The 17,218-nt window shown below is 56.9% G+C and carries 18 protein-coding genes; 8 read left to right on the top strand and 10 right to left on the bottom strand.

What is annotated here, in order from left to right; all coding sequences use genetic code 11:
* Positions 1-68 precede the first annotated feature (68 nt).
* The 3 genes from ACIPO9_RS09450 to ACIPO9_RS09440 form a co-directional block, all read right to left on the bottom strand.
* On the bottom strand, positions 69-542 hold the full coding sequence (locus ACIPO9_RS09450; RefSeq protein WP_400780343.1) for a copper chaperone PCu(A)C: 474 nt from the start codon (positions 540-542) through the stop codon (positions 69-71).
* Entirely contained in the window at positions 542-1,144 is a 603-nt protein-coding gene (locus ACIPO9_RS09445) for an SCO family protein (RefSeq protein ID WP_400780534.1), read from the bottom strand. Before ACIPO9_RS09445 ends, ACIPO9_RS09450 begins: the two co-directional genes overlap by 1 nt.
* A 68-nt stretch (positions 1,145-1,212) precedes the next feature.
* A complete protein-coding gene (locus tag ACIPO9_RS09440; RefSeq protein WP_400780342.1) occupies positions 1,213-2,511 on the bottom strand; it encodes an MFS transporter in 1,299 nt (432 codons plus the stop codon).
* 194 nt (positions 2,512-2,705) lie between these two features.
* Between ACIPO9_RS09440 and ACIPO9_RS09435 the strand changes: the two genes are divergently transcribed.
* Complete coding sequence (locus ACIPO9_RS09435; RefSeq protein WP_400780340.1) at positions 2,706-3,731, top strand: GlxA family transcriptional regulator; 1,026 nt, start codon at positions 2,706-2,708, stop codon at positions 3,729-3,731.
* A gap of 96 nt (positions 3,732-3,827) precedes the next feature.
* Here ACIPO9_RS09435 and ACIPO9_RS09430 read toward each other — a convergent pair whose 3' ends face one another.
* The 3 genes from ACIPO9_RS09430 to ACIPO9_RS09420 all read right to left on the bottom strand — a co-directional run bounded on the left by ACIPO9_RS09430 (position 3,828) and on the right by ACIPO9_RS09420 (position 7,089).
* Entirely contained in the window at positions 3,828-4,691 is an 864-nt protein-coding gene (locus ACIPO9_RS09430) for an acyl-CoA thioesterase (RefSeq protein ID WP_400780338.1), read from the bottom strand.
* A 90-nt stretch (positions 4,692-4,781) separates the two neighbouring features.
* Entirely contained in the window at positions 4,782-5,558 is a 777-nt protein-coding gene (locus ACIPO9_RS09425) for an enoyl-CoA hydratase/isomerase family protein (protein ID WP_400780336.1), read from the bottom strand.
* A 4-nt stretch (positions 5,559-5,562) separates the two neighbouring features.
* Entirely contained in the window at positions 5,563-7,089 is a 1,527-nt protein-coding gene (locus ACIPO9_RS09420; protein ID WP_400780334.1) for a class I adenylate-forming enzyme family protein, read from the bottom strand.
* Between the two features lie 252 nt (positions 7,090-7,341).
* Between ACIPO9_RS09420 and ACIPO9_RS09415 the strand changes: the two genes are divergently transcribed.
* Positions 7,342-8,106 carry an SDR family NAD(P)-dependent oxidoreductase gene (locus tag ACIPO9_RS09415; protein ID WP_400780331.1) on the top strand — a complete coding sequence of 255 codons (765 nt, stop codon included), beginning with the start codon at positions 7,342-7,344 and terminating at the stop codon, positions 8,104-8,106.
* A gap of 67 nt (positions 8,107-8,173) precedes the next feature.
* On the top strand, positions 8,174-8,746 hold the full coding sequence (locus ACIPO9_RS09410; RefSeq protein WP_400780329.1) for a TetR/AcrR family transcriptional regulator: 573 nt from the start codon (positions 8,174-8,176) through the stop codon (positions 8,744-8,746).
* A 231-nt stretch (positions 8,747-8,977) separates the two neighbouring features.
* Here ACIPO9_RS09410 and ACIPO9_RS09405 read toward each other — a convergent pair whose 3' ends face one another.
* The 3 genes from ACIPO9_RS09405 to ACIPO9_RS09395 are packed head-to-tail and all read right to left on the bottom strand — an operon-like array spanning position 8,978 to position 11,726.
* Complete coding sequence (locus ACIPO9_RS09405; protein WP_400780327.1) at positions 8,978-9,922, bottom strand: hydroxymethylglutaryl-CoA lyase; 945 nt, start codon at positions 9,920-9,922, stop codon at positions 8,978-8,980.
* A 5-nt stretch (positions 9,923-9,927) separates the two neighbouring features.
* The gene (locus tag ACIPO9_RS09400) at positions 9,928-10,329 is read right to left on the bottom strand and encodes a cupin domain-containing protein (RefSeq protein WP_400780325.1); all 402 of its coding nucleotides are present in this window, start codon (positions 10,327-10,329) and stop codon (positions 9,928-9,930) included.
* A gap of 14 nt (positions 10,330-10,343) precedes the next feature.
* A complete protein-coding gene (locus ACIPO9_RS09395; RefSeq protein ID WP_400780322.1) occupies positions 10,344-11,726 on the bottom strand; it encodes an acetyl/propionyl/methylcrotonyl-CoA carboxylase subunit alpha in 1,383 nt (460 codons plus the stop codon).
* A 187-nt stretch (positions 11,727-11,913) separates the two neighbouring features.
* Here ACIPO9_RS09395 and ACIPO9_RS09390 point away from each other — a divergent pair, with 187 nt between their 5' ends.
* The 5 genes from ACIPO9_RS09390 (at position 11,914) to ACIPO9_RS09370 (ending at position 16,618) form a co-directional block, all read left to right on the top strand.
* Positions 11,914-12,690, top strand: coding sequence for an enoyl-CoA hydratase/isomerase family protein (locus ACIPO9_RS09390; RefSeq protein WP_400780320.1), 777 nt, complete (start codon positions 11,914-11,916; stop codon positions 12,688-12,690).
* Positions 12,687-14,219, top strand: a complete 1,533-nt coding sequence (locus ACIPO9_RS09385; RefSeq protein ID WP_400780318.1) for an acyl-CoA carboxylase subunit beta — start codon at positions 12,687-12,689, stop codon at positions 14,217-14,219. The genes ACIPO9_RS09390 and ACIPO9_RS09385 overlap by 4 nt, the downstream gene beginning before the upstream one ends.
* 33 nt (positions 14,220-14,252) lie before the next feature.
* Entirely contained in the window at positions 14,253-14,465 is a 213-nt protein-coding gene (locus tag ACIPO9_RS09380; RefSeq protein ID WP_400780315.1) for an acetyl-CoA carboxylase biotin carboxyl carrier protein subunit, read from the top strand.
* A gap of 16 nt (positions 14,466-14,481) precedes the next feature.
* Positions 14,482-15,330 (top strand): fumarylacetoacetate hydrolase family protein, encoded by an 849-nt coding sequence (locus ACIPO9_RS09375; protein WP_400780312.1) that lies wholly within the window; start codon positions 14,482-14,484, stop codon positions 15,328-15,330.
* A gap of 322 nt (positions 15,331-15,652) precedes the next feature.
* Positions 15,653-16,618 carry a GlxA family transcriptional regulator gene (locus ACIPO9_RS09370; protein ID WP_400780310.1) on the top strand — a complete coding sequence of 322 codons (966 nt, stop codon included), beginning with the start codon at positions 15,653-15,655 and terminating at the stop codon, positions 16,616-16,618.
* 107 nt (positions 16,619-16,725) lie between these two features.
* Here ACIPO9_RS09370 and ACIPO9_RS09365 read toward each other — a convergent pair whose 3' ends face one another.
* On the bottom strand, positions 16,726-17,169 hold the full coding sequence (locus ACIPO9_RS09365) for a MarR family winged helix-turn-helix transcriptional regulator (RefSeq protein WP_400780532.1): 444 nt from the start codon (positions 17,167-17,169) through the stop codon (positions 16,726-16,728).
* Positions 17,170-17,218 lie beyond the last annotated feature (49 nt).

Here is a 17,218-nt window from a genome sequence, read left to right as displayed (position 1 = left end):
CCAACCGGGTCAGACGCGGGACCGCAGACAGCGATTTCGAGCCCCCTCATGTCCTGAAACCGCTGGTCTTACTTGCTTGCATCCGCCGCATCCAGAGGGCGAGCTTCGGCCCTGACCGGGATCAGCTCCTGCGCACCTGATGGTGTCTGGACAACCAGAACGAGAGGCACAACATCCCCAGCCCTGATCTGAGCCTTCAGGTCCATGAGCATCACGTGATAGCCATCAGGATCGAAGCTCACCATCTTGCCTGGGGGCAGCGGCACGTTTTCGACCGGCTCCATTCGCATCACCTCATGTTGCATGGTCGAACGGTGGATCTGGACGCTCCTGGCTACATCAGATCTGACCTCGACCAGCTTGGCATCGTCCGTAGAGGTCACTTTCATAAAGGCACCGGTAGACGGTTGCCCAGGTACAGTTGCCCGCACCCATGCCTTCTCTACCGTGGTCTGAGCCATCACTGGCAGGCTCACGCCTAAAGCAGCCAGCAGGAAAAACTGCAGGAGGGATCCAGTCCCCAGATTACGTCGGCCATTCATCAACTGATCCTCATGAGAGAGAGCAAATCTTCTACACACTGCTGTTCGGTGAATGCCTGGGACAATCCCAGGCGCAGTACCCCAGCAGAGTCGTACACGTAGCTCATCGCGGTGTGAGAGATCGTGTAGGTCGTGCCGATGGGGGTCTTCTCATAAAACACACCGAACTCCTCAGCCGTCGCTGCCGTTACTTCAAGGCTGCCGTAAAGCGCCTCAAACGTAGGGTCGAACGTTTTGACATAGGCTTCCAGGACTGCCGGCGTGTCTCGCTCCGGATCAAGCGTGATGAACACGACCTGAAGCCTGTCGCCATCCGGCCCAAGTTGCTTTTTGACCTTCGCTGCCCGCGACAAGGTGACCGGACAAACCGCCGGGCATTGAGTGAAACCGAAGAAGACCATCAGGACTCGTCCTTTGTAACTGGACAACGTCTTCTGGTTTCCCTGAGTGTCGCTCAGCGTGAACGACCGCCCCCTTGGCTGCCCGGTCAGGTCCCACCCATATTTAAAGGTTGACGCCACGCTGTCGAAACTCGCCAGCAGGCCCAGACCGAATCCTGCGAGACCGACCATGACATTGCGGCGTGTCAAATGCACATTCATGCTCAACCCCCCGTGCGTGAAGAAAGCGTCCATCTGGCGCTCACGCTTGTGCAAGTGAAGAAGCCTGTTCAGCTCGCCGCCGGCACAGCGGCGGGAAGCTTTTTCTCCTGAGTAATCGAGAGAATCGTGAGCGCTGCGATCAAGCAAAGAGCGCCGCCCACGAAGAACGCCGGCAGATAGCTCGCTAAGGCGACCCGAGACCAACCCGCCCCAAAGGCCGCCGCCGCTGCTCCGATCTGATGGCCCGCGAAGATCCAGCCGAAGACCAACCCCGCTCGCTCAGCACCAAATCGCGATGCGGCAAGTCTTACCGTAGGCGGCACAGTCGCGATCCAGTCGAGTCCGTAAAACACCGCGAACAACGACAACCCGTAGATGGAGAAATCCGAAAATGGCAACGCTATAAGCGACAGACCGCGCAGGCCGTAATACCAGAACAAGAGTCGACGGTTATCAAAGCGATCCGAGAGCCAACCTGACGAGACCGTTCCGATCAAGTCGAAAACCCCCATTGCAGCAAGCAGGCCCGCGGCCTTGACTTGTGAGATCCCGAAGTCCCCGCACAATGGAATCAGGTGAACCTGAACCAATCCGTTCGTTGTCGCGCCGCAGATGAAAAATGTGCCGAAGAGAATCCAGAACACCCGGGTTTTCGCTGCGTCTCGCAGGGCCCCAAGTGATGCCGCCAGGATGGACGCGCCGCTTGGAGTCGGAGCATTGACACCAGCACCCTCGGCGACACCGAACGGCTGTTGCCCTACATCACTCGGACGGTCCCGCATCACCAGCAAGACGGCCAAGGCAGCGATCACCAGCATCACGCACATGAGCGCCAGTGCCCATCTCCACCCCGAATGATCGGTAATGGTTGCGAGAATAGGCATGAAAATGAGCTGCCCCGTTGCTGTGCTTGCGGTCAAAATCCCCACCACAAGACCGCGCCGGGCACCGAACCATCGTGATGCTACGGTGGCCCCGAGTGTCAACGCAGTCATCCCGGCCCCCACGCCCACTGCAACACCCCAGAGCACGAAGAGCTGCCAGACCTTCGTCATTCCCAGGGAAAGAAGCAAGCTGACAGTGATTACGAGCAAGGCCGTGAGGGTGACGTTGCGCAGGCCGTACCTGTTCATCAACGCGGCCGCGAAAGGCGCCATCAAACCGAACAGGACAAAACGCACCGAAAGCGCCGAGGAGATCTCGACCGTATTCCAGCCAAACTCCATTTGCATGGGAACGATGAATACGCCTGGAGCACCCACCGACGCCGCGCTGATCAAAGCAGTGAGGAAGGTCACCGCAACCATGGCCCAGCCGTAATGGATATTACGTCGCGCCAGAAAGGATGAGAGCCATCCCGAAATCATAGACACTCCTCAGGTGCAGGCACCAGCCGGCGGAAAGATTGGAATCAAGGTCGGGTGCCAAGGGCTCTCGAAATGCTCGATGTCTTCACGGCCTCTCGACCTGCGCGAGTCTAGTTTTTTTCGACTGGCACAAATTGACAATTTATTGATGATTTGTGCCAAATGACGAACAGGTTTATGCGCGAGCGCTCCCAATGCCCCATGCCAAAACGGTTCACCCTGCAAAACTGGGTTCTCGCAAGCGGGTTCTGATTCTTGCTCTACCCCCCGTTGATGCCCTGGATGTAATTGGGCCTGCGGAAGTGTTCGCCCTCGCGAACAGTCTTTGCAGAGAGCATCCGGAACCCTACTCGGTGGAACTGGTGTCTTCAGCAGGCGAGGCCCAGATACCCAGTCACACCGGCATAGCGCTCGTTGCTCATCACACGCTCCAGGAAGAGCAAACATCTGGCAGGGCAATCGATACGTTGATCGTGACGTCTGGCTGGAATCCTGCAGAGCAGCTGGATGAGAACGCAATTGAATGGATTCGGGAGCAATCGCCCAAGGTCAGGCGTCTCTGTTCAATCTGCGTAGGTGCTTTTGCGCTGGCTCACGCAGGATTGTTGAATGGTCGTCGAGCGACCACTCACTGGCGTATGGCTCGGGACATGGCCGATCGGTATCCCTTGGTAAACGTGGACCCTAATCCGATCTGGATAAAAGACGGGAATCTCTATACCTCAGCGGGAATCTCTGCGGGGATCGACCTGGCTCTTGCGCTGGTGGGGGAGGACCTGGGTGAGGACATCGCGTTGGAAGTCGCGAAGAATCTGGTTTTATTCCTGCGCCGACCAGGTGGACAGGCGCAATTTAGCATCGCACTCCAGTCTCAACACCATCCCGGCTCGAACCTGGACGAACTCTGCGTATGGATCAGCGAACATCTGCATTCAGAGCTCACCGTCGAAATACTAGCCGACCATTTGTCCATAAGCGTCAGGACCCTGATCCGACTGTTCCAACGTGACTTGAAAACCACACCGGCGAAATACATCGAGGACGTACGCATTGAGGCCGTTTGTCGAGCGCTCGAATTAGGCGGTCGATCCCTGGAAGACATTGCGCGAATCTGCGGCTACCGCAGCATCGACGTGTTGAGAAAAGCCTTCATCCGCCGCATGGGCGTGAGCCCGCGAGATTACGGCGTGCGCTTCGCACGCGACGGTGGTGGCCAGTGACCCTGGCAGACCAGTCATCCCCTTCGCGCCGCGATGACCGACCTCTGAACAGCGAGCCAGACGTCCAAATGGACAGCAACGAGCGGCCTTGTTTCATCAAGAGAATCCATGCTTCCTGATCAGTCCTTCCTGGCATACGGTTGCAATCAATGATCCCGATCGGTCATAGATCAGCCCCCTTGATAGACCTCGACCGCTGCCAGCCCAAGGACTATCCATCGCGTAGAGCAGCCAGTCATCCACTTTGACAGGGCAATGAATCCGGAGAGAGTGATCCAGGCTTGCGACCTGCATATCCTCCTGTAAATCCGAAACCCCGTGGGGAAGTAACGAGGTAATCAGAAGCCCGATGTCACTCGCATACGCGAGAACACTGTTATGGAGTACAGGATCGTTCGGAAGGCTCCCATCCGCTCGGAACCAGAACTTCTTCAAGGGGGCACGCTTGTGCGGTGAGCTCGGATCGATGAGGTCAACCGGGCGAATGTCTATCGCTCTCGCCGCCGAATACCTGAGCCTGACCTGCTCTGCCAGATCGCTCCTGCCGTTGAGCAACTCGATCTCCCGCACACAAGTCTCAGGCTGTTGAGTCTGCTCGATTTCAGGCTGATGGCTGAACCCCGGTTCGGCGATCTGAAAAGACGCTGACGCAGAGAAAATCACCCTTCCATCCTGACTTGCCTTTATCTGTCGGTTGCTGAAACTGCGACCATCATGAACAGACGTGACTTCATACAACACGGGCGCCGACGCGCGGCCGGCGCGAATGAAATAGCCATGGATGGAATGAAGGGCCTTGAACGCAGGCACTGTCAGCGTGGCAGCCTTCGCTGCCTGGCCCAGCACCTGCCCACCGAACAACTGAGGAAGGTGGAGCTCCTGACTCTGCCCTCTGAATATTCCCTGTTCAATAATCTCCATGTCGAAAAGCTCGACAAGCTCAGTCAAACACTGCGACATTTTCACTCCTGAATCAGCGTCAGGGCTGGATAGCACCTGGCCCCGTCCCGATAGAACAAAGGTTCATCGAATTGCTCATCACGAACGTCATCAAATACCGCGATAAACCGGGGCACGCTTTTCTGTGAAAGCAGCAATACCCTCCTCGAAGTCCTGGCTAAGCAGAACCCTGCGAAACGCCGTCCTCTCGAGCTCGAGGGCAGCATCCAGCCCGCAGTCCATTCCGCGACGAATGACCTGCAGGGATGCGCGCACGGCGAGCGGGCCGTTCCTGACGATCTGCTCCGCGATCTCCAGCACGCGAGGCATCAACTGCTCGGCCGATACCAACTCACTCACCAAGCCCTCTTTCAAAGCCCGCTCGGCAGAAATAGGCTCGCCGGTGAGGATCATCTGCGTCGCCAGAGCTGAAGGGATGACCCGAGCGAGTCGCGTTACCCCGCCCGCACCTGCGATCACTCCCCAGCGCGGCTCGGGCAAGGCAAACCTGGCGTGGTCAACTGCGATACGAACATCACAGGCAAGCGCGATCTCCAGGCCGCCTGCATAAGCCAGACCGTTGATGGCCGCAATGATCGGCTTCGTCGTGGGCGACCTGCGATTGATTCCGCAGAAATCCCCATCGTCCAGCTCCTGTTTCGCACGTTGCTGCAGATACGGCAGGAACGTGCCAATGTCCGCGCCGGAGCAGAACGCCTTGGGGCCTGCGCCGGTGATCACCACGACGTGGATGTCATCGTCCGAATTAATTCCCCTCCACACCTCCTGAAAGGCGAGATGCGAGTCGAGGTCGATGGCATTCATCGCATGCGGACGGTTGATAGTGACCAGCCCGACGCTGCCGATTTTTTCGAATCCGATAGTCATGTAGTTACCTTGAATTCGCAGGCTGGAAGCGCTGACGCAGTTCACGCTTGAGGATCTTGCCGTTGTGGTTGAACGGCATCTGTTCATACGCGATGAATTCGATCCGCTTGGGCAATTGGTAGCTGGCCAAGCGTTCTCGGGCGTGTGCGATGAGAGCGTCGGTGTCTGGTTCGGCACCTGACTTGAGCACGATGACAGCGGTGACTTCTTCTCCCCAACGTTCGTTGCTCAACCCAATTACTGCCACCTCGCGCACCAGCGGATGCTTGGACAGCACTGCCTCGACCTCTTGGGAATAGACGTTCAAGCCGCCCGTTTTGATCATGTCTTTCAAGCGGTCGTAGAAAAACACGTAGCCGTTGGTATCCATGTGCGCCAGGTCGCCCGTGTGTAGCCAGCCATCCTTGTCGATCGCCTCGGCGGTAGCGTCCGGTCTGTTGTGATATCCCAGCATCACGGTCGGGCCACGCAATACGATTTCACCAATCTCACCAGGCGCTGCAACCTGACCTCGATCATCAAAAATGGCGACTTCGATGTTGATGAACGCCTTGCCGATAGAATCAGGAGCCTTCAGGTAGTCCTCCTCCTTGAGCACCGTGGCGATCGGCCCAGCCTCGGTCAGGCCGTACTGGTAGAAAATTTCAACGCCCGGAATGCACTCCTTCATTGCCTGGCGATCGTGAGCGGTGAGAATTCCGCTCCCCACGTACCAACGCTTGAAGCTCTGAAGATTCAGGGTTCTGGAAAGTGGGTGCAGGATGAATTCACGGGTCAGTGAGGGGGGCATGAAGGTATTGGTTACACCTTGCGCTGCAATGGTCTGCAGGACCTCCTCAGTCGAATATTTCTCGAGAATGGTCGCCGTCGCGCCGAGGTAGAGGTGCGGCAACAGCCAGCAGTTGAGCGCGGCCGAGTGATGAAGCGGCGTCGCAATGAGGGTGTTGTCCGTCTCGACCATCCGGGTATCGATGATCTCATCCAGGCTGTTCCAGAACAGGTTGGCATGACTGAGCAGCACACCTTTGGATCTACCCGTGGTCCCACCGGTGTAAAGAATCACCGCAGGGTCATCAGTCGATACCCCGTCGACCTCATCGATAACCGGACCGTGATCGGCTGTGAACGCATCCAGCGCATCCAGCGAAACCACAGGAATACGTAATGAAGACAGAAGTCCGCAGAAGCCTTCAACGTGTTGGCTCGATACGAACAGAAGCTTCGCTGCGCAGTCGTCCAGCATCATCGCCAGTTGTTCTGAAGTCTCGCGATAATTAAGGGGAACGGCGACTGCCCCAAGCTTCACAATGCCAAAGAACGCTTCGACCCACTTACGGCTCGCCGAAGCGACAAACGCAACCTTGTCCCCCCGCCCTACGCCTTGGGCGGTTAGCGCGTTGGCAACCTTGATAGCTGCCTTTTCCAGCTCGGCATACGTGGTACGACCGTGCTTATCGATCAGCGCGACCTTGTCCGGGTAGCGCTTGGCGTTGTGAGTGATGTGACCGCCCAACAGCATTCGTGTCGACATGTGGTGCCCTCTTGTAATTATTTTTAACCGAACCGAGACGAAGGAGCCCCCGGCGAAATATTTGTCTGCAAGAATACCTAACAGGCGTTCGTTTTCAAGATGTAAATTTTCAAAGCCTTCAGAAAAATGTGCGCGCTTCTGCCCTGCTGCTCGACCATATAAAAGCTCTACCGCCGCTCAGTCGTTGATATTTGTCAGAAAATGGAGAAAGATAACGGTCGTTAGTTTTTTAAAACAAAAAAGGAGACAGGTATGGCAACGGCAAACCTCAGCCTCGACGGCGACCTCGCGCTCATCACCGGCGCCGGGCAAGGAAACGGCGCAACCCTCGCCCACGGCTTTGCCAAGGCAGGGGCACATGTTTTGGTGGTGGACATCAACGCGGAATCGGCCGCTCAGACTGCCAGCGCGATCAACGAGCAAGGAGGCAATGCTCACAGCTTCGGTCTGGACGTCACCGACGAGGCGGCATGCCGGCAACTCGCAGCCGAAATCCAAGACACCATTGGTGACGTCTCCATCGTCGTAAACAATGCCGGCCTGCTATTCCGCGGCCCCTTTGAAAGTGAGTCCACTCCAGAGAAGTGGCGAAAAACCCTGGACGTCAATGTCACAGGGATGCTCAACGTCACTCACGCTTTCATTGGGCACCTCAAGCAGACCGCGGGGTCGGTGCTTAACATCGGGTCGATCTGCGCCTATGCCGCGGGGTTCGAATTGTCGACATACTGCACTTCAAAGGGAGCTGTTCTTCAGTTCACACGAGCCCTGGCGTCCGAATTGGCGGCCGATGGCATCAGGGTTAACGGCCTGGCGCCGGGCTCATTTCCAACGGCGATGTCAGCCGTGACCCGCGAGGACGAACATCGGCGCCAGAAATTTCTTGATCACGTCCCAATGGGACGCATCGGCGATCCGAACGAGCTTGTCGGACCCGCTTTGTTTCTGTCTTCATCGTTGGCGAGCTATATTACCGGCGCGATGTTGCCCGTTGATGGCGGATACCTCACGCGATAAGCGACCCACCCATTCACTAATTACCGAGACCCCTTATCAGATGCGACCAGTTGGCGCGAAACGAGAAGTGACCGAGCAGGCCATCCACGCTGCGGGCGTTGAACTGATCTGCACTCATGGCTATGAGTCCATGACGCTGCGAATGCTCGCCGAAAAGGTGGGCATGAAAGCAGGTTCGCTCTACAACTACTTCAGTACCAAGCAGGAGTTTCTCGCTATCGTTCTGAAGGCGGTGATGCGTGACCTGCTGATGGAGTTCACCGACAGGGTTGACTTCCAGCCGACCACGCTGGCGCGCTTTGAAGGCATGGTGGTTGTGCACATCGACTTTCACACGCGTCGACGGCAGGAGGTCTTCATCGGCAACATGGAGCTTCGTAGCCTGGATGAGGACAACTATCGGATGGTCACGCGGCTGCGTGCCGAATATGAACGCCGCGTGCGCCAGCTGATTGAAGAAGGTGTCGAAGAGGGCATCTTTGAGGTCGCTGACTGCAATCTCACCACAAAGGCGCTTATCTCGATGCTGACCGGGATTTGCTCGTGGTATGACCCCAAGGGGCGAATGAGCATCGAGGAGCTCGAGAAGCTACACATCGAGCTGGCATTGCGAATGCTCAATTACAAACGACCAGAGTGATGGCGCGGCCATCAGGCCGTCCCAAGCAGAAGATCTGACTGCTCACAACAGAACTCGTCCAGAGTCCGGCCAGGCTCTGGATTCTTTTATGCTCTTGATTTGGTCAGACCGCGCGCTCAACACACCAAAAAAATAGCCCCGAGTGGACAACCTCGGGGCAAAGAACAAAGGAGCGTTCAGAAAATCACCACAGCACAACCCGGCTGCTTGAAAGAGGTGACACCCCTAGCCTCACCCCTTGTACCTGGCCAGGCTTCCACCTCTCATCACCTTACCTGGGAGTTGTCGGCCGAATACGTCTTCAGCGAGTCGAGCAACTTCGATGAGACGGTCCAGATCGACCCCAGTCTCGATACCCATCTCCTCGCACATGAACACCAGGTCCTCAGTGCAGATATTTCCAGCAGCTCCGCGCTGGCCTGCAAACGGGCATCCACCTAGCCCTGCGCATGAGCTGTCGTATTTTGCGACGCCAAGACGCAGCGCAGCGTAAACATTCGCCAGCCCTGTGCCCCGGGTGTCGTGCAGATGCAGCGCCAGCGGCAAGTCAGGCCATTGATCGCGCACGGCACCAATGGTGCGCTCCATCATCAGCGAATTGGCCCAACCCACGGTGTCCGCCAGGTAGACGCCCTTGAGTTCCACACCAGCCTCGCACGCAAGATTCAGCACTTCCCCGACCATTCGCACGACCTGAGGAATGGGCATGTATCCTTCATAATTGCAGCCGAAAGCGGTCATGACGTAGCCCCATTCGACCGGAACGTCGTGCTCAGCGTAAGACTTCAACCAGGCACGTTGCTCCTCAAGTGTCTGCTCGATGTTCTTGTTGGTATTTTTGACCGAGAACGTCTCGGACGCCGTTACGCGGATGGCGCCCACGACATCCAGCTGAGAAAGGTACGCACGTTCCAGCCCCTGCTGGTTCAACCACAAGCCGGTGTAACGAACACCGGGCTTCTTGGTAATGGCTGCAGCCAACTGATCAGCGTCGGCCATGCCCGGAACCCGCTTGGGGTTGACGAAGGACACGCAGTCGATTTGCTTGAGCCCTGTTTCGGCCAACGCCTCGACCAGCTCGACTTTGCGCTGGAGCGGGATTGGATTCGGTTCGATCTGAAAGCCTTCTCGCGGCCCTTCTTCGTTGATGACGATACGCTTGGGAAGATCACTCATCACACTTACTCCAATGTCTGCCCTGCGAATTCGCCGCCAATGAATTTGTTCGGCCGCAGGAAGAAAGAGATCACCAAAGCGCCGTTCGGTGAATGGGCCAAGTGGCGGTTGCCGCGCGGACGCCAAACGAAATTGCCTGCGGTGACTTCTCCCTCATCGTCCACGATGCTGCCTTCGAGCACGTACGTCTGCTCGATCTCCACATGCTCATGAAGTGGCAAGACCGTCCCTGGCGCCCACTTGAACAGCGCAGTCAGCAGACCAGTCTCCTGATCCTGTACCAGGATCTTCATATCAACACCTGGGGTCGGTGTCGGCTTCCACGGAAGTGCCGCAACGTCGACATAACGCGACGCCAGCTCAGGCAGCAACTCCAGACCGGGCATATTCGGGGTTGTAGCAGCCATAGCTCTAGGCTCCTTTAAGCAGGTTGGACAGCTGGAAACAGACTGGCTGAATGCACATCAATGAACCGGGTATGAACGGCCGAATCGATGTACGAAGGGTGTTCAAGAACGTTGAGCAAAAAATCCCTGTTGGTACGCAGACCGCCGATTTTCAACTGGGTCAACGCTTGCTTCAGACGGTCAAGTGCCTCGCTGCGATCAGTGCCGTGAGCAATGATCTTCATCACCATCGGGTCGTAGAACGGCGTGATACGATCGCCCGCCACAAAACCGGTATCGATGCGAACCCCCTCTACCACGGGCAATTCCAGACTTTCGATCAACCCTGGGGCGGGCATGAATTTACGCTCGGGGGACTCGGCGTATATCCGGGCCTCGATCGCATGACCCTCATGTTTGATAGCGCTCTGAGCCATCTCGACAGAAAGATCCTCCCCCAAAGCATGTCGGATCTGGGCCGCTACGAGATCTACACCTGTCACCGCCTCGGTGACGGGATGCTCTACCTGGATGCGGGTGTTCATCTCCAGGAAGAAATACGACTTGGTAGTGTCGTCGTACAAAAATTCGACTGTGCCGGCACCGTCATAGTGGCAAGCCTCTGCCAGTCTTACAGCTGCCGCTGCCATGTGCTCCAGAACGTCGCAAGGGACGTTGGGTGCCGGGGACTCTTCGAGGACCTTCTGGTAACGACGCTGGATGGAACAATCTCGCTCAAACAGGTGCACTGCCTTTCCGTTACCAAAACCAAACACCTGCACCTCAATGTGCCGGGCGCTCAGAATCAACTTCTCAAGAAAGACTGTCCCATCACCAAACGCGCGCTCGGCCATCCGCTGAGTCCCGGCAACGGCCTCGACCAACTCTCCTACCTCATACACAGGCTTGAGACCAATCCCGCCGCCGCCCGCAGAAGCCTTGACCAGCAGTGGATAACCCACTGCTTCGGCAGCGGCGATGAGAGATGCAGGATCATTGGCTGTAACATTCTCAGCCGCTGGCTGAACCGGAACCCCGGCCTCAATGGCCAGGTGGCGCGACCGCTGTTTGTCACCCATCGCCTTGATGACTGCGGCGGTGGGACCAATGAAAGCAATACCGGCAGCGCTGCATGCATCGGAAAAATCCGTGTTCTCTGAAAGAAAACCGTAGCCAGGATGAACCAGCGTCACACCATGGTCCTTCGCTACCTTGAGCACTTTGGCAGCATCCAGGTAGCTCTCGGTCGCCTTCGAGGGCCCAATCCAGTAGGCCTCGTCCGCAGCCTTGACGTGCTGGGCATCCGCATCGGCGTCTGAATAGACCGCGACCGTAGGAATACCCAGCGCTTTGGCGGAGCGAAAAACCCGGCAAGCGATCTCTCCGCGATTCGCGACCAATAATTTTTGTTGTGTCACGGCAACCTCCATAAACTAACGGCTGTAAGTATATATCTTGCTTTTCTCAGCATGACCACACCCCGCAGAGCTGCGGCTTCAGCTACCAACTACCAAGAAAATGGGCAGCGAGGGTTGTGCTGCATACGCAGCCTAGCTATATTCGACAAAACTAACAACCGTTCGTTAAAGCAAGAAGGAGAACAGCTTGACCTCCACCGACCTGCTTATTCAGCGCGAAGGCCCGTGCGCAAAGCTGATCATCAGCAACCCACCCAAGCGCAACGCCATAGCAACCGCTACAGCTGCGGCGCTGGTCGACGCGCTTAACGCTCTCGACCAAGACCCGGATGTACGAGTCATCGTGGTCACGGGCGAGGGTGAATATTTTTCCTCCGGAGGTGACCTGGACGAGTTTCTGGCGACGGTCGACGCTGGCGCCACGCAGCTATGGGAAACAGGAGAACCCTGGCAGACCCTTTTCGGACTGATCCCTACCCTCAGCAAGCCAGTCATTGCTCGCGTTGTCGGGTCGGCCATGGCAGGCGCTTGCGGGCTCGTTGCAGCGTGCGATTTTGCATACGCCAGCGAAGACGCTACGTTCGGCTCGCCTGAGATCAAGATTGGCCTCTTTCCCCTGTTCATCCTCCCCGCCCTTCTCAATCGATTGGGCCAACGTCACGCACTTGACCTGGCTCTCACCGGTAGAACCATCGACTCAGCTGATGCCCTGCGTATGGGCTTGGTGAATGCAGTCGTTGGCCGCGACCAGCTCGACGACCTGGTCGGTCAACACGTTGCTGCCTTGTCGAAGCTTGAACCGGCGACCGTCAAACGCGGCAAGCACGCATTCCACAAGATCTCATCTGTAGGTTTCACAGAAGGCCTGGAACTGGCTCGTGGGCTGCGCCCCGCGTTCATGTGTTCAGAAGAACTACGTCGTGGCATCGAAAAATTCTTTAACAAGAAAGGGGTGAAAGCATGAGTGGCATCGAGAACGTCAACGAGTTGAATCGTCGCGTAGAAATTGCTTTGGCCGGCGGCTCTGAAAAAGCCAGAGACAAACACAAGTCTCAGGGCAAGCTGTTGGTACGCGAGCGCCTGGAGATGATTTACGATGGCGGCGAATACATCGAGGACGGTTTGCTGGTGGGTGCATCGCGTGGAATGCCAGGCGATGCAGTCGTGACAGCGATTGGCAAAATTGACGGCCGTGAGGTCGCCGTGATCGCGAACGACATGACCGTGAAGGCAGGAACCTGGGGATACCACACCTTCCGCAAGATCGTGCGCATGCAAGAAATCGCGGTCGAAAACAAGATGCCGATCATCTACCTGGTCGACAGCGCGGGCGCCCGTATTGATAGCCAGTTCGACTGCTACCTCGGTCGTATCGCATGGGGAAATATCTTTCATACCCAGGTACAGATATCTGGCGTAGTCCCACAAATCTGCGTCCTGTTCGGCCCCTCACCTGCTGGCTCTGCCTACGTACCCGCACTGTGCGATGTGATCATCATGGTCGACAAGCAGGCCACCGCTTACCTGGGTTCGCCTCGACTGGCTGAAATGGCGATTGGTGAAAAAGTCACGGAAGAACAGATGGGTGGTGCACGCATGCACTGCGCCGTGAGCGGTCTCGGTGATTACCTCGCTCAAACGGAAGAGGAAGCGCTTAAGGCAGCGACCGACTATCTACGCTTCTTCCCGTCGCATAACAGTGAACTGCCGCCACTTCGCGAAGCCCGTAAACCGCGAGCCGGCCGGGCAATCGTGGACATCGTTCCGCCAGACCAGAACCGACCATTCGACGTTAAAGAGCTCGTTGAGGCATTGGTCGACGAAGACAGCCTTTTTGAAGTCAAAGCTCTTTTCGCCAAGGAGATGTTCACAGGCCTGGCGTATCTGGGAGGCCGGCCAGTCGGAATCGTGGCCAACAACTCCAAGAACAAAGGTGGCGTCCTGTTCAACGACAGCGCTGACAAAGCCACCCGATTCATCTGGGCGTGCAACGCCTTCAGTGTGCCTCTGCTCTTCCTGCAGGACATCAGTGGCTACATGATCGGCAGTGCGGTGGAGAAAGCCGGGATCATTCGTCACGGCGCCAAACTGCTGCACGCGGTATGCGAAGCGAAGGTGCCGCGAATTTCCGTGATGATCCGCAAGGGTTACGGCGGCGGTTACCTCGCCATGTCCGGCGGCCCGACCCTGCCGGACGCCCAACTGGCTCTCCCTGGCGCAATGCCCGCACTGATGGGACCGGAAGCGGCCATCAACGCGATTCACTTCAACGAGATCCAGACAATGGAACCCGAAGAACGTGAACGCTTCATCAACGAGAAACGGCAGGAATACGCAAAGGACATCAACGCCTTCGACCCGGCGGACCAGTTCTCTTTCGAGGCCGTCATTGATCCTGATCACCTGCGTGACGACCTGATTCGTCGCTTCACGATCTACAGCCGTCGAGTTATCCCGCGCATCGACCGCCGCAACGGCATTTACCCGGTTTAACCCTGGCCAACTTGAATCGTTCGGAGTTTTTTCATGAGTCAAATCAAAGCACAAATGGCCGGGAACATCTGGAAGATCAACGTTCAACCAGGTCAGACAGTCGATTACGGCGACGAGGTCATCATCATGGAATCGATGAAAATGGAGATCCCGGTAGAGGCTGACGCTGCCGGCGTGGTCAAGGAAATCCGCGTAGCCGAAAGCGATACCGTCGATGAAGGCGATGTCCTGATCATTCTCGAATAACAGAAGAAGAGACCTGATGAGAATTGCCAGTTTTCTCCATAACGGCCGCAGCTCCTACGGTATTGTCATAGACGATCACGTGCTCGATGCGGAGCATGTGCTGGGCTCCACATATCCGGATCTCAAATCGGTACTGGGAGCACCACTAGGGTTGAGTGACCTCAAGACTGTTTCGGGAGCGCCGCGCATCCCCCTCACGGATATCCAGTGGCTCCCTCCAATCCCGAATCCGGACAAGGTGCTCTGCGTAGGTCTCAACTACTCCAGACATATTGAGGAGACCGGTAGAGAAGTGCCGAAGCACCCTACTTTGTTCACCCGGTTTGCGAGTGCCCAGGTTGGCCACGAGCAGCCTCTCATCCGACCGCAGGCTTCGAAAGCCTTCGACTTCGAGGGCGAGCTTGCTGTCGTAATCGGCCGAGGTGGGCGCCACATCCAGGCACAGCATGCCCTCGATCACGTTGCGGGGTACAGCCTGTTCAATGACGGCTCAATCCGGGACTGGCAGCGTCATACCTTGCAGTTCACGGCAGGCAAGAACTTTGTAGGTTCCGGAAGTTTCGGACCGTGGATCGTCACCCGTGACGAAATACCCGATGTCGACAAACTGACCCTGATCACCCGCCTGAATGGGGATGAGGTTCAGCGCTCAGGCATCGATGACCTGCTCTTCAAGATAGGCGACCTCATTGCCTACATCTCGACCTTTACAGAGTTGCTGCCAGGCGACGTGATTGCCACCGGCACACCTGGTGGGGTCGGCGCATTCAGAGAGCCACCGCTGTGGATGCAAGAGGGTGACATAGTCGAGGTCGAAATCGCGGGGATTGGCACCCTGATCAACCGGGTGACAGACGAAGGATAACCGCTGCTCGAAGGAGGGCTCCTGCCCTCCTCTACAGTCCGACAGCCGACGGTACTGTATGAAAGAGGACTGACATGACTCACGATCCGACTCAAGGGAGGGCTTGGGGAATTCGCTGAGGTTCTGGCGCTGTTCAAACAGCTTGGTGTTCGTGCTCTTGCGGCAGCGCGCTGCTTTACATAGAGAACGAAATGCCTGCTGTGGCAGCCGCAGTTGCCAACCTTCTGACGACTTGCGCCAACGGATACGAAATAGATACGAGAAACGTTATTCTAAGCGCGGACTTTACGCGCCATGCGCGGGGTTGCCGGAGTGAGCTCGCATGATTCGTACTGTTGCCGTTGTCGTATTCCCAGGCGTCCAGTCACTTGACGTCACTGGCCCAATGGATGTGTTTGCCGAAGCCAACCGCTTCCTGCCCGCAGAGAAGCACTACGCCTTTGAAGTTATCTCATTGGAAAAAGGCTTGATAACCTGTTCGAATGGCCTGGTCATCGCGCCTCACTCGTATTACCAGCAATCCGAGGTGGCGTTTGATCTTGTGCTGTGCGCTGGCGGCCCCTCGTTACCTACAGAGGCGATGTCAGAGGACGTCTACGACTGGTTGAGAAAAGTCGCTGGTCGCTCCAACAGGTACGGTTCCATTTGCAATGGAGCGTTCATGCTCGGCCGCGCAGGCCTGCTGGATGGACGCAAAGTAGCGACTCATTGGAGCGACGTGCAGGCGCTCGCATCATTATGCCCAACCGCCCATGTGGAATTGGACCACTTATACGTTCATGACCGGAATTTGCTGACCTCAGCTGGCATCACAGCGGGTATCGACTTGTCGCTCTATATCGTCAGCCACGACCACAGTCCCGAGGTCGCGCTCAATGTAGCGAAAAGACTGGTCGTGTTTACTCAACGTGCTGGCGGACAGTCTCAATTCAGCCCCTACCTGACCACGGGCGTGGAAAGCACTTCGCTTGCGAAACATGTGCAAGACTATGTGCTTTCCAATCTGATGTCCGAATTGAGCATTGCGCGCCTGGCAGAGATCAGCAGCATGAGTAGCCGCAACTTCGCTCGCGTTTTCCTGCGCGAAACCGGAATCACGCCCGGCGAATTCGTTGAGCGTGCCCGGGTAGACGCCGCCAGGAAAATGCTGGAGTCCGAAACGGCTGCTCTCAAGGTCGTGGCTTACAGGACAGGCTTTAGCGACGCCCATCGTATGCGGGAAGTGTTCAAACGGCGGTTAGGGGTATCGCCCCAGCAATTTCGTGCGAACTTCAAGGCTCTAACGTGAACCAGCCGGTCAAGAACGCCCGGCTGACAGTCTCGTCAGTGTCACTCCCCGCGCTTTTCAGCACACCATAATGACACTTCGCCAAGACTCTGATCGGCCGATCAATTCTATCCGACATCACCCACGACCATGACCGCAAGATCGCGCCGCAGCGAATTGACGGTTTTCACGCCGTTGAGCTGCGTGAACTGCCGCTGAGCTTCTTCCCAAAGCGGCAACGTCTTTTGAAACAGTTCACGCCCCTCCTTGGTGAGTTGCACAACGCGACTCCTGGCATCGAGTGGCGAGGGGGTAATCGAGATCAATCCATCGCGCTCCAGCAAACCAGTCATTTTTCCCATTGCCGTGCGCTCGATGTCGAGCCGTTCGGCCAGCGCGTTGATAGCCGCACTCTCCAGCTCGCTGAGGGCCGCCAGAGTCAGGTATTGGGTAATGCGAAGCCCGGAGGGTTCGAGCATCGCATCGTAGAAACGGGTGATCTGCCGACTCGCCTTCCTGATTGCGGAACAGTTGCACTGGTCGATACCCAGGGGTTGGCTAGCCGGCAGCATCACGGTATTTCCTCTCTAAGACTTGGAAGTATCAACGTCACGGACGTTC

Source organism: Pseudomonas sp. NPDC090203 (assembly GCF_044746765.1).
In the GTDB taxonomy this organism is placed as follows: Bacteria; Pseudomonadota; Gammaproteobacteria; order Pseudomonadales; family Pseudomonadaceae; genus Aquipseudomonas; species Aquipseudomonas putida_AD.
Note: the sequence above shows the minus strand (reverse complement) of the source record. Positions and strands in the feature narration are given on the sequence as shown.

What these genes read in the sequence shown, in the direction of transcription:
- ACIPO9_RS09375 (WP_400780312.1), top strand. Translation starts at nt 14,482, where the DNA reads ATGAGAATTGCCAGTTTTCTCCATAACGGCCGCAGCTCCTACGGTATT.
- ACIPO9_RS09430 (WP_400780338.1), bottom strand. Translation starts at nt 4,691, where the DNA reads ATGTCGCAGTGTTTGACTGAGCTTGTCGAGCTTTTCGACATGGAGATT.
- ACIPO9_RS09450 (WP_400780343.1), bottom strand. Translation starts at nt 542, where the DNA reads ATGAATGGCCGACGTAATCTGGGGACTGGATCCCTCCTGCAGTTTTTC.
- ACIPO9_RS09425 (WP_400780336.1), bottom strand. Translation starts at nt 5,558, where the DNA reads ATGACTATCGGATTCGAAAAAATCGGCAGCGTCGGGCTGGTCACTATC.
- ACIPO9_RS09400 (WP_400780325.1), bottom strand. Translation starts at nt 10,329, where the DNA reads ATGGCTGCTACAACCCCGAATATGCCCGGTCTGGAGTTGCTGCCTGAG.
- ACIPO9_RS09405 (WP_400780327.1), bottom strand. Translation starts at nt 9,922, where the DNA reads ATGAGTGATCTTCCCAAGCGTATCGTCATCAACGAAGAAGGGCCGCGA.
- ACIPO9_RS09380 (WP_400780315.1), top strand. Translation starts at nt 14,253, where the DNA reads ATGAGTCAAATCAAAGCACAAATGGCCGGGAACATCTGGAAGATCAAC.
- ACIPO9_RS09415 (WP_400780331.1), top strand. Translation starts at nt 7,342, where the DNA reads ATGGCAACGGCAAACCTCAGCCTCGACGGCGACCTCGCGCTCATCACC.
- ACIPO9_RS09385 (WP_400780318.1), top strand. Translation starts at nt 12,687, where the DNA reads ATGAGTGGCATCGAGAACGTCAACGAGTTGAATCGTCGCGTAGAAATT.
- ACIPO9_RS09420 (WP_400780334.1), bottom strand. Translation starts at nt 7,089, where the DNA reads ATGTCGACACGAATGCTGTTGGGCGGTCACATCACTCACAACGCCAAG.
- ACIPO9_RS09440 (WP_400780342.1), bottom strand. Translation starts at nt 2,511, where the DNA reads ATGATTTCGGGATGGCTCTCATCCTTTCTGGCGCGACGTAATATCCAT.
- ACIPO9_RS09435 (WP_400780340.1), top strand. Translation starts at nt 2,706, where the DNA reads ATGCCCCATGCCAAAACGGTTCACCCTGCAAAACTGGGTTCTCGCAAG.
- ACIPO9_RS09445 (WP_400780534.1), bottom strand. Translation starts at nt 1,144, where the DNA reads ATGAATGTGCATTTGACACGCCGCAATGTCATGGTCGGTCTCGCAGGA.
- ACIPO9_RS09365 (WP_400780532.1), bottom strand. Translation starts at nt 17,169, where the DNA reads ATGCTGCCGGCTAGCCAACCCCTGGGTATCGACCAGTGCAACTGTTCC.
- ACIPO9_RS09370 (WP_400780310.1), top strand. Translation starts at nt 15,653, where the DNA reads ATGATTCGTACTGTTGCCGTTGTCGTATTCCCAGGCGTCCAGTCACTT.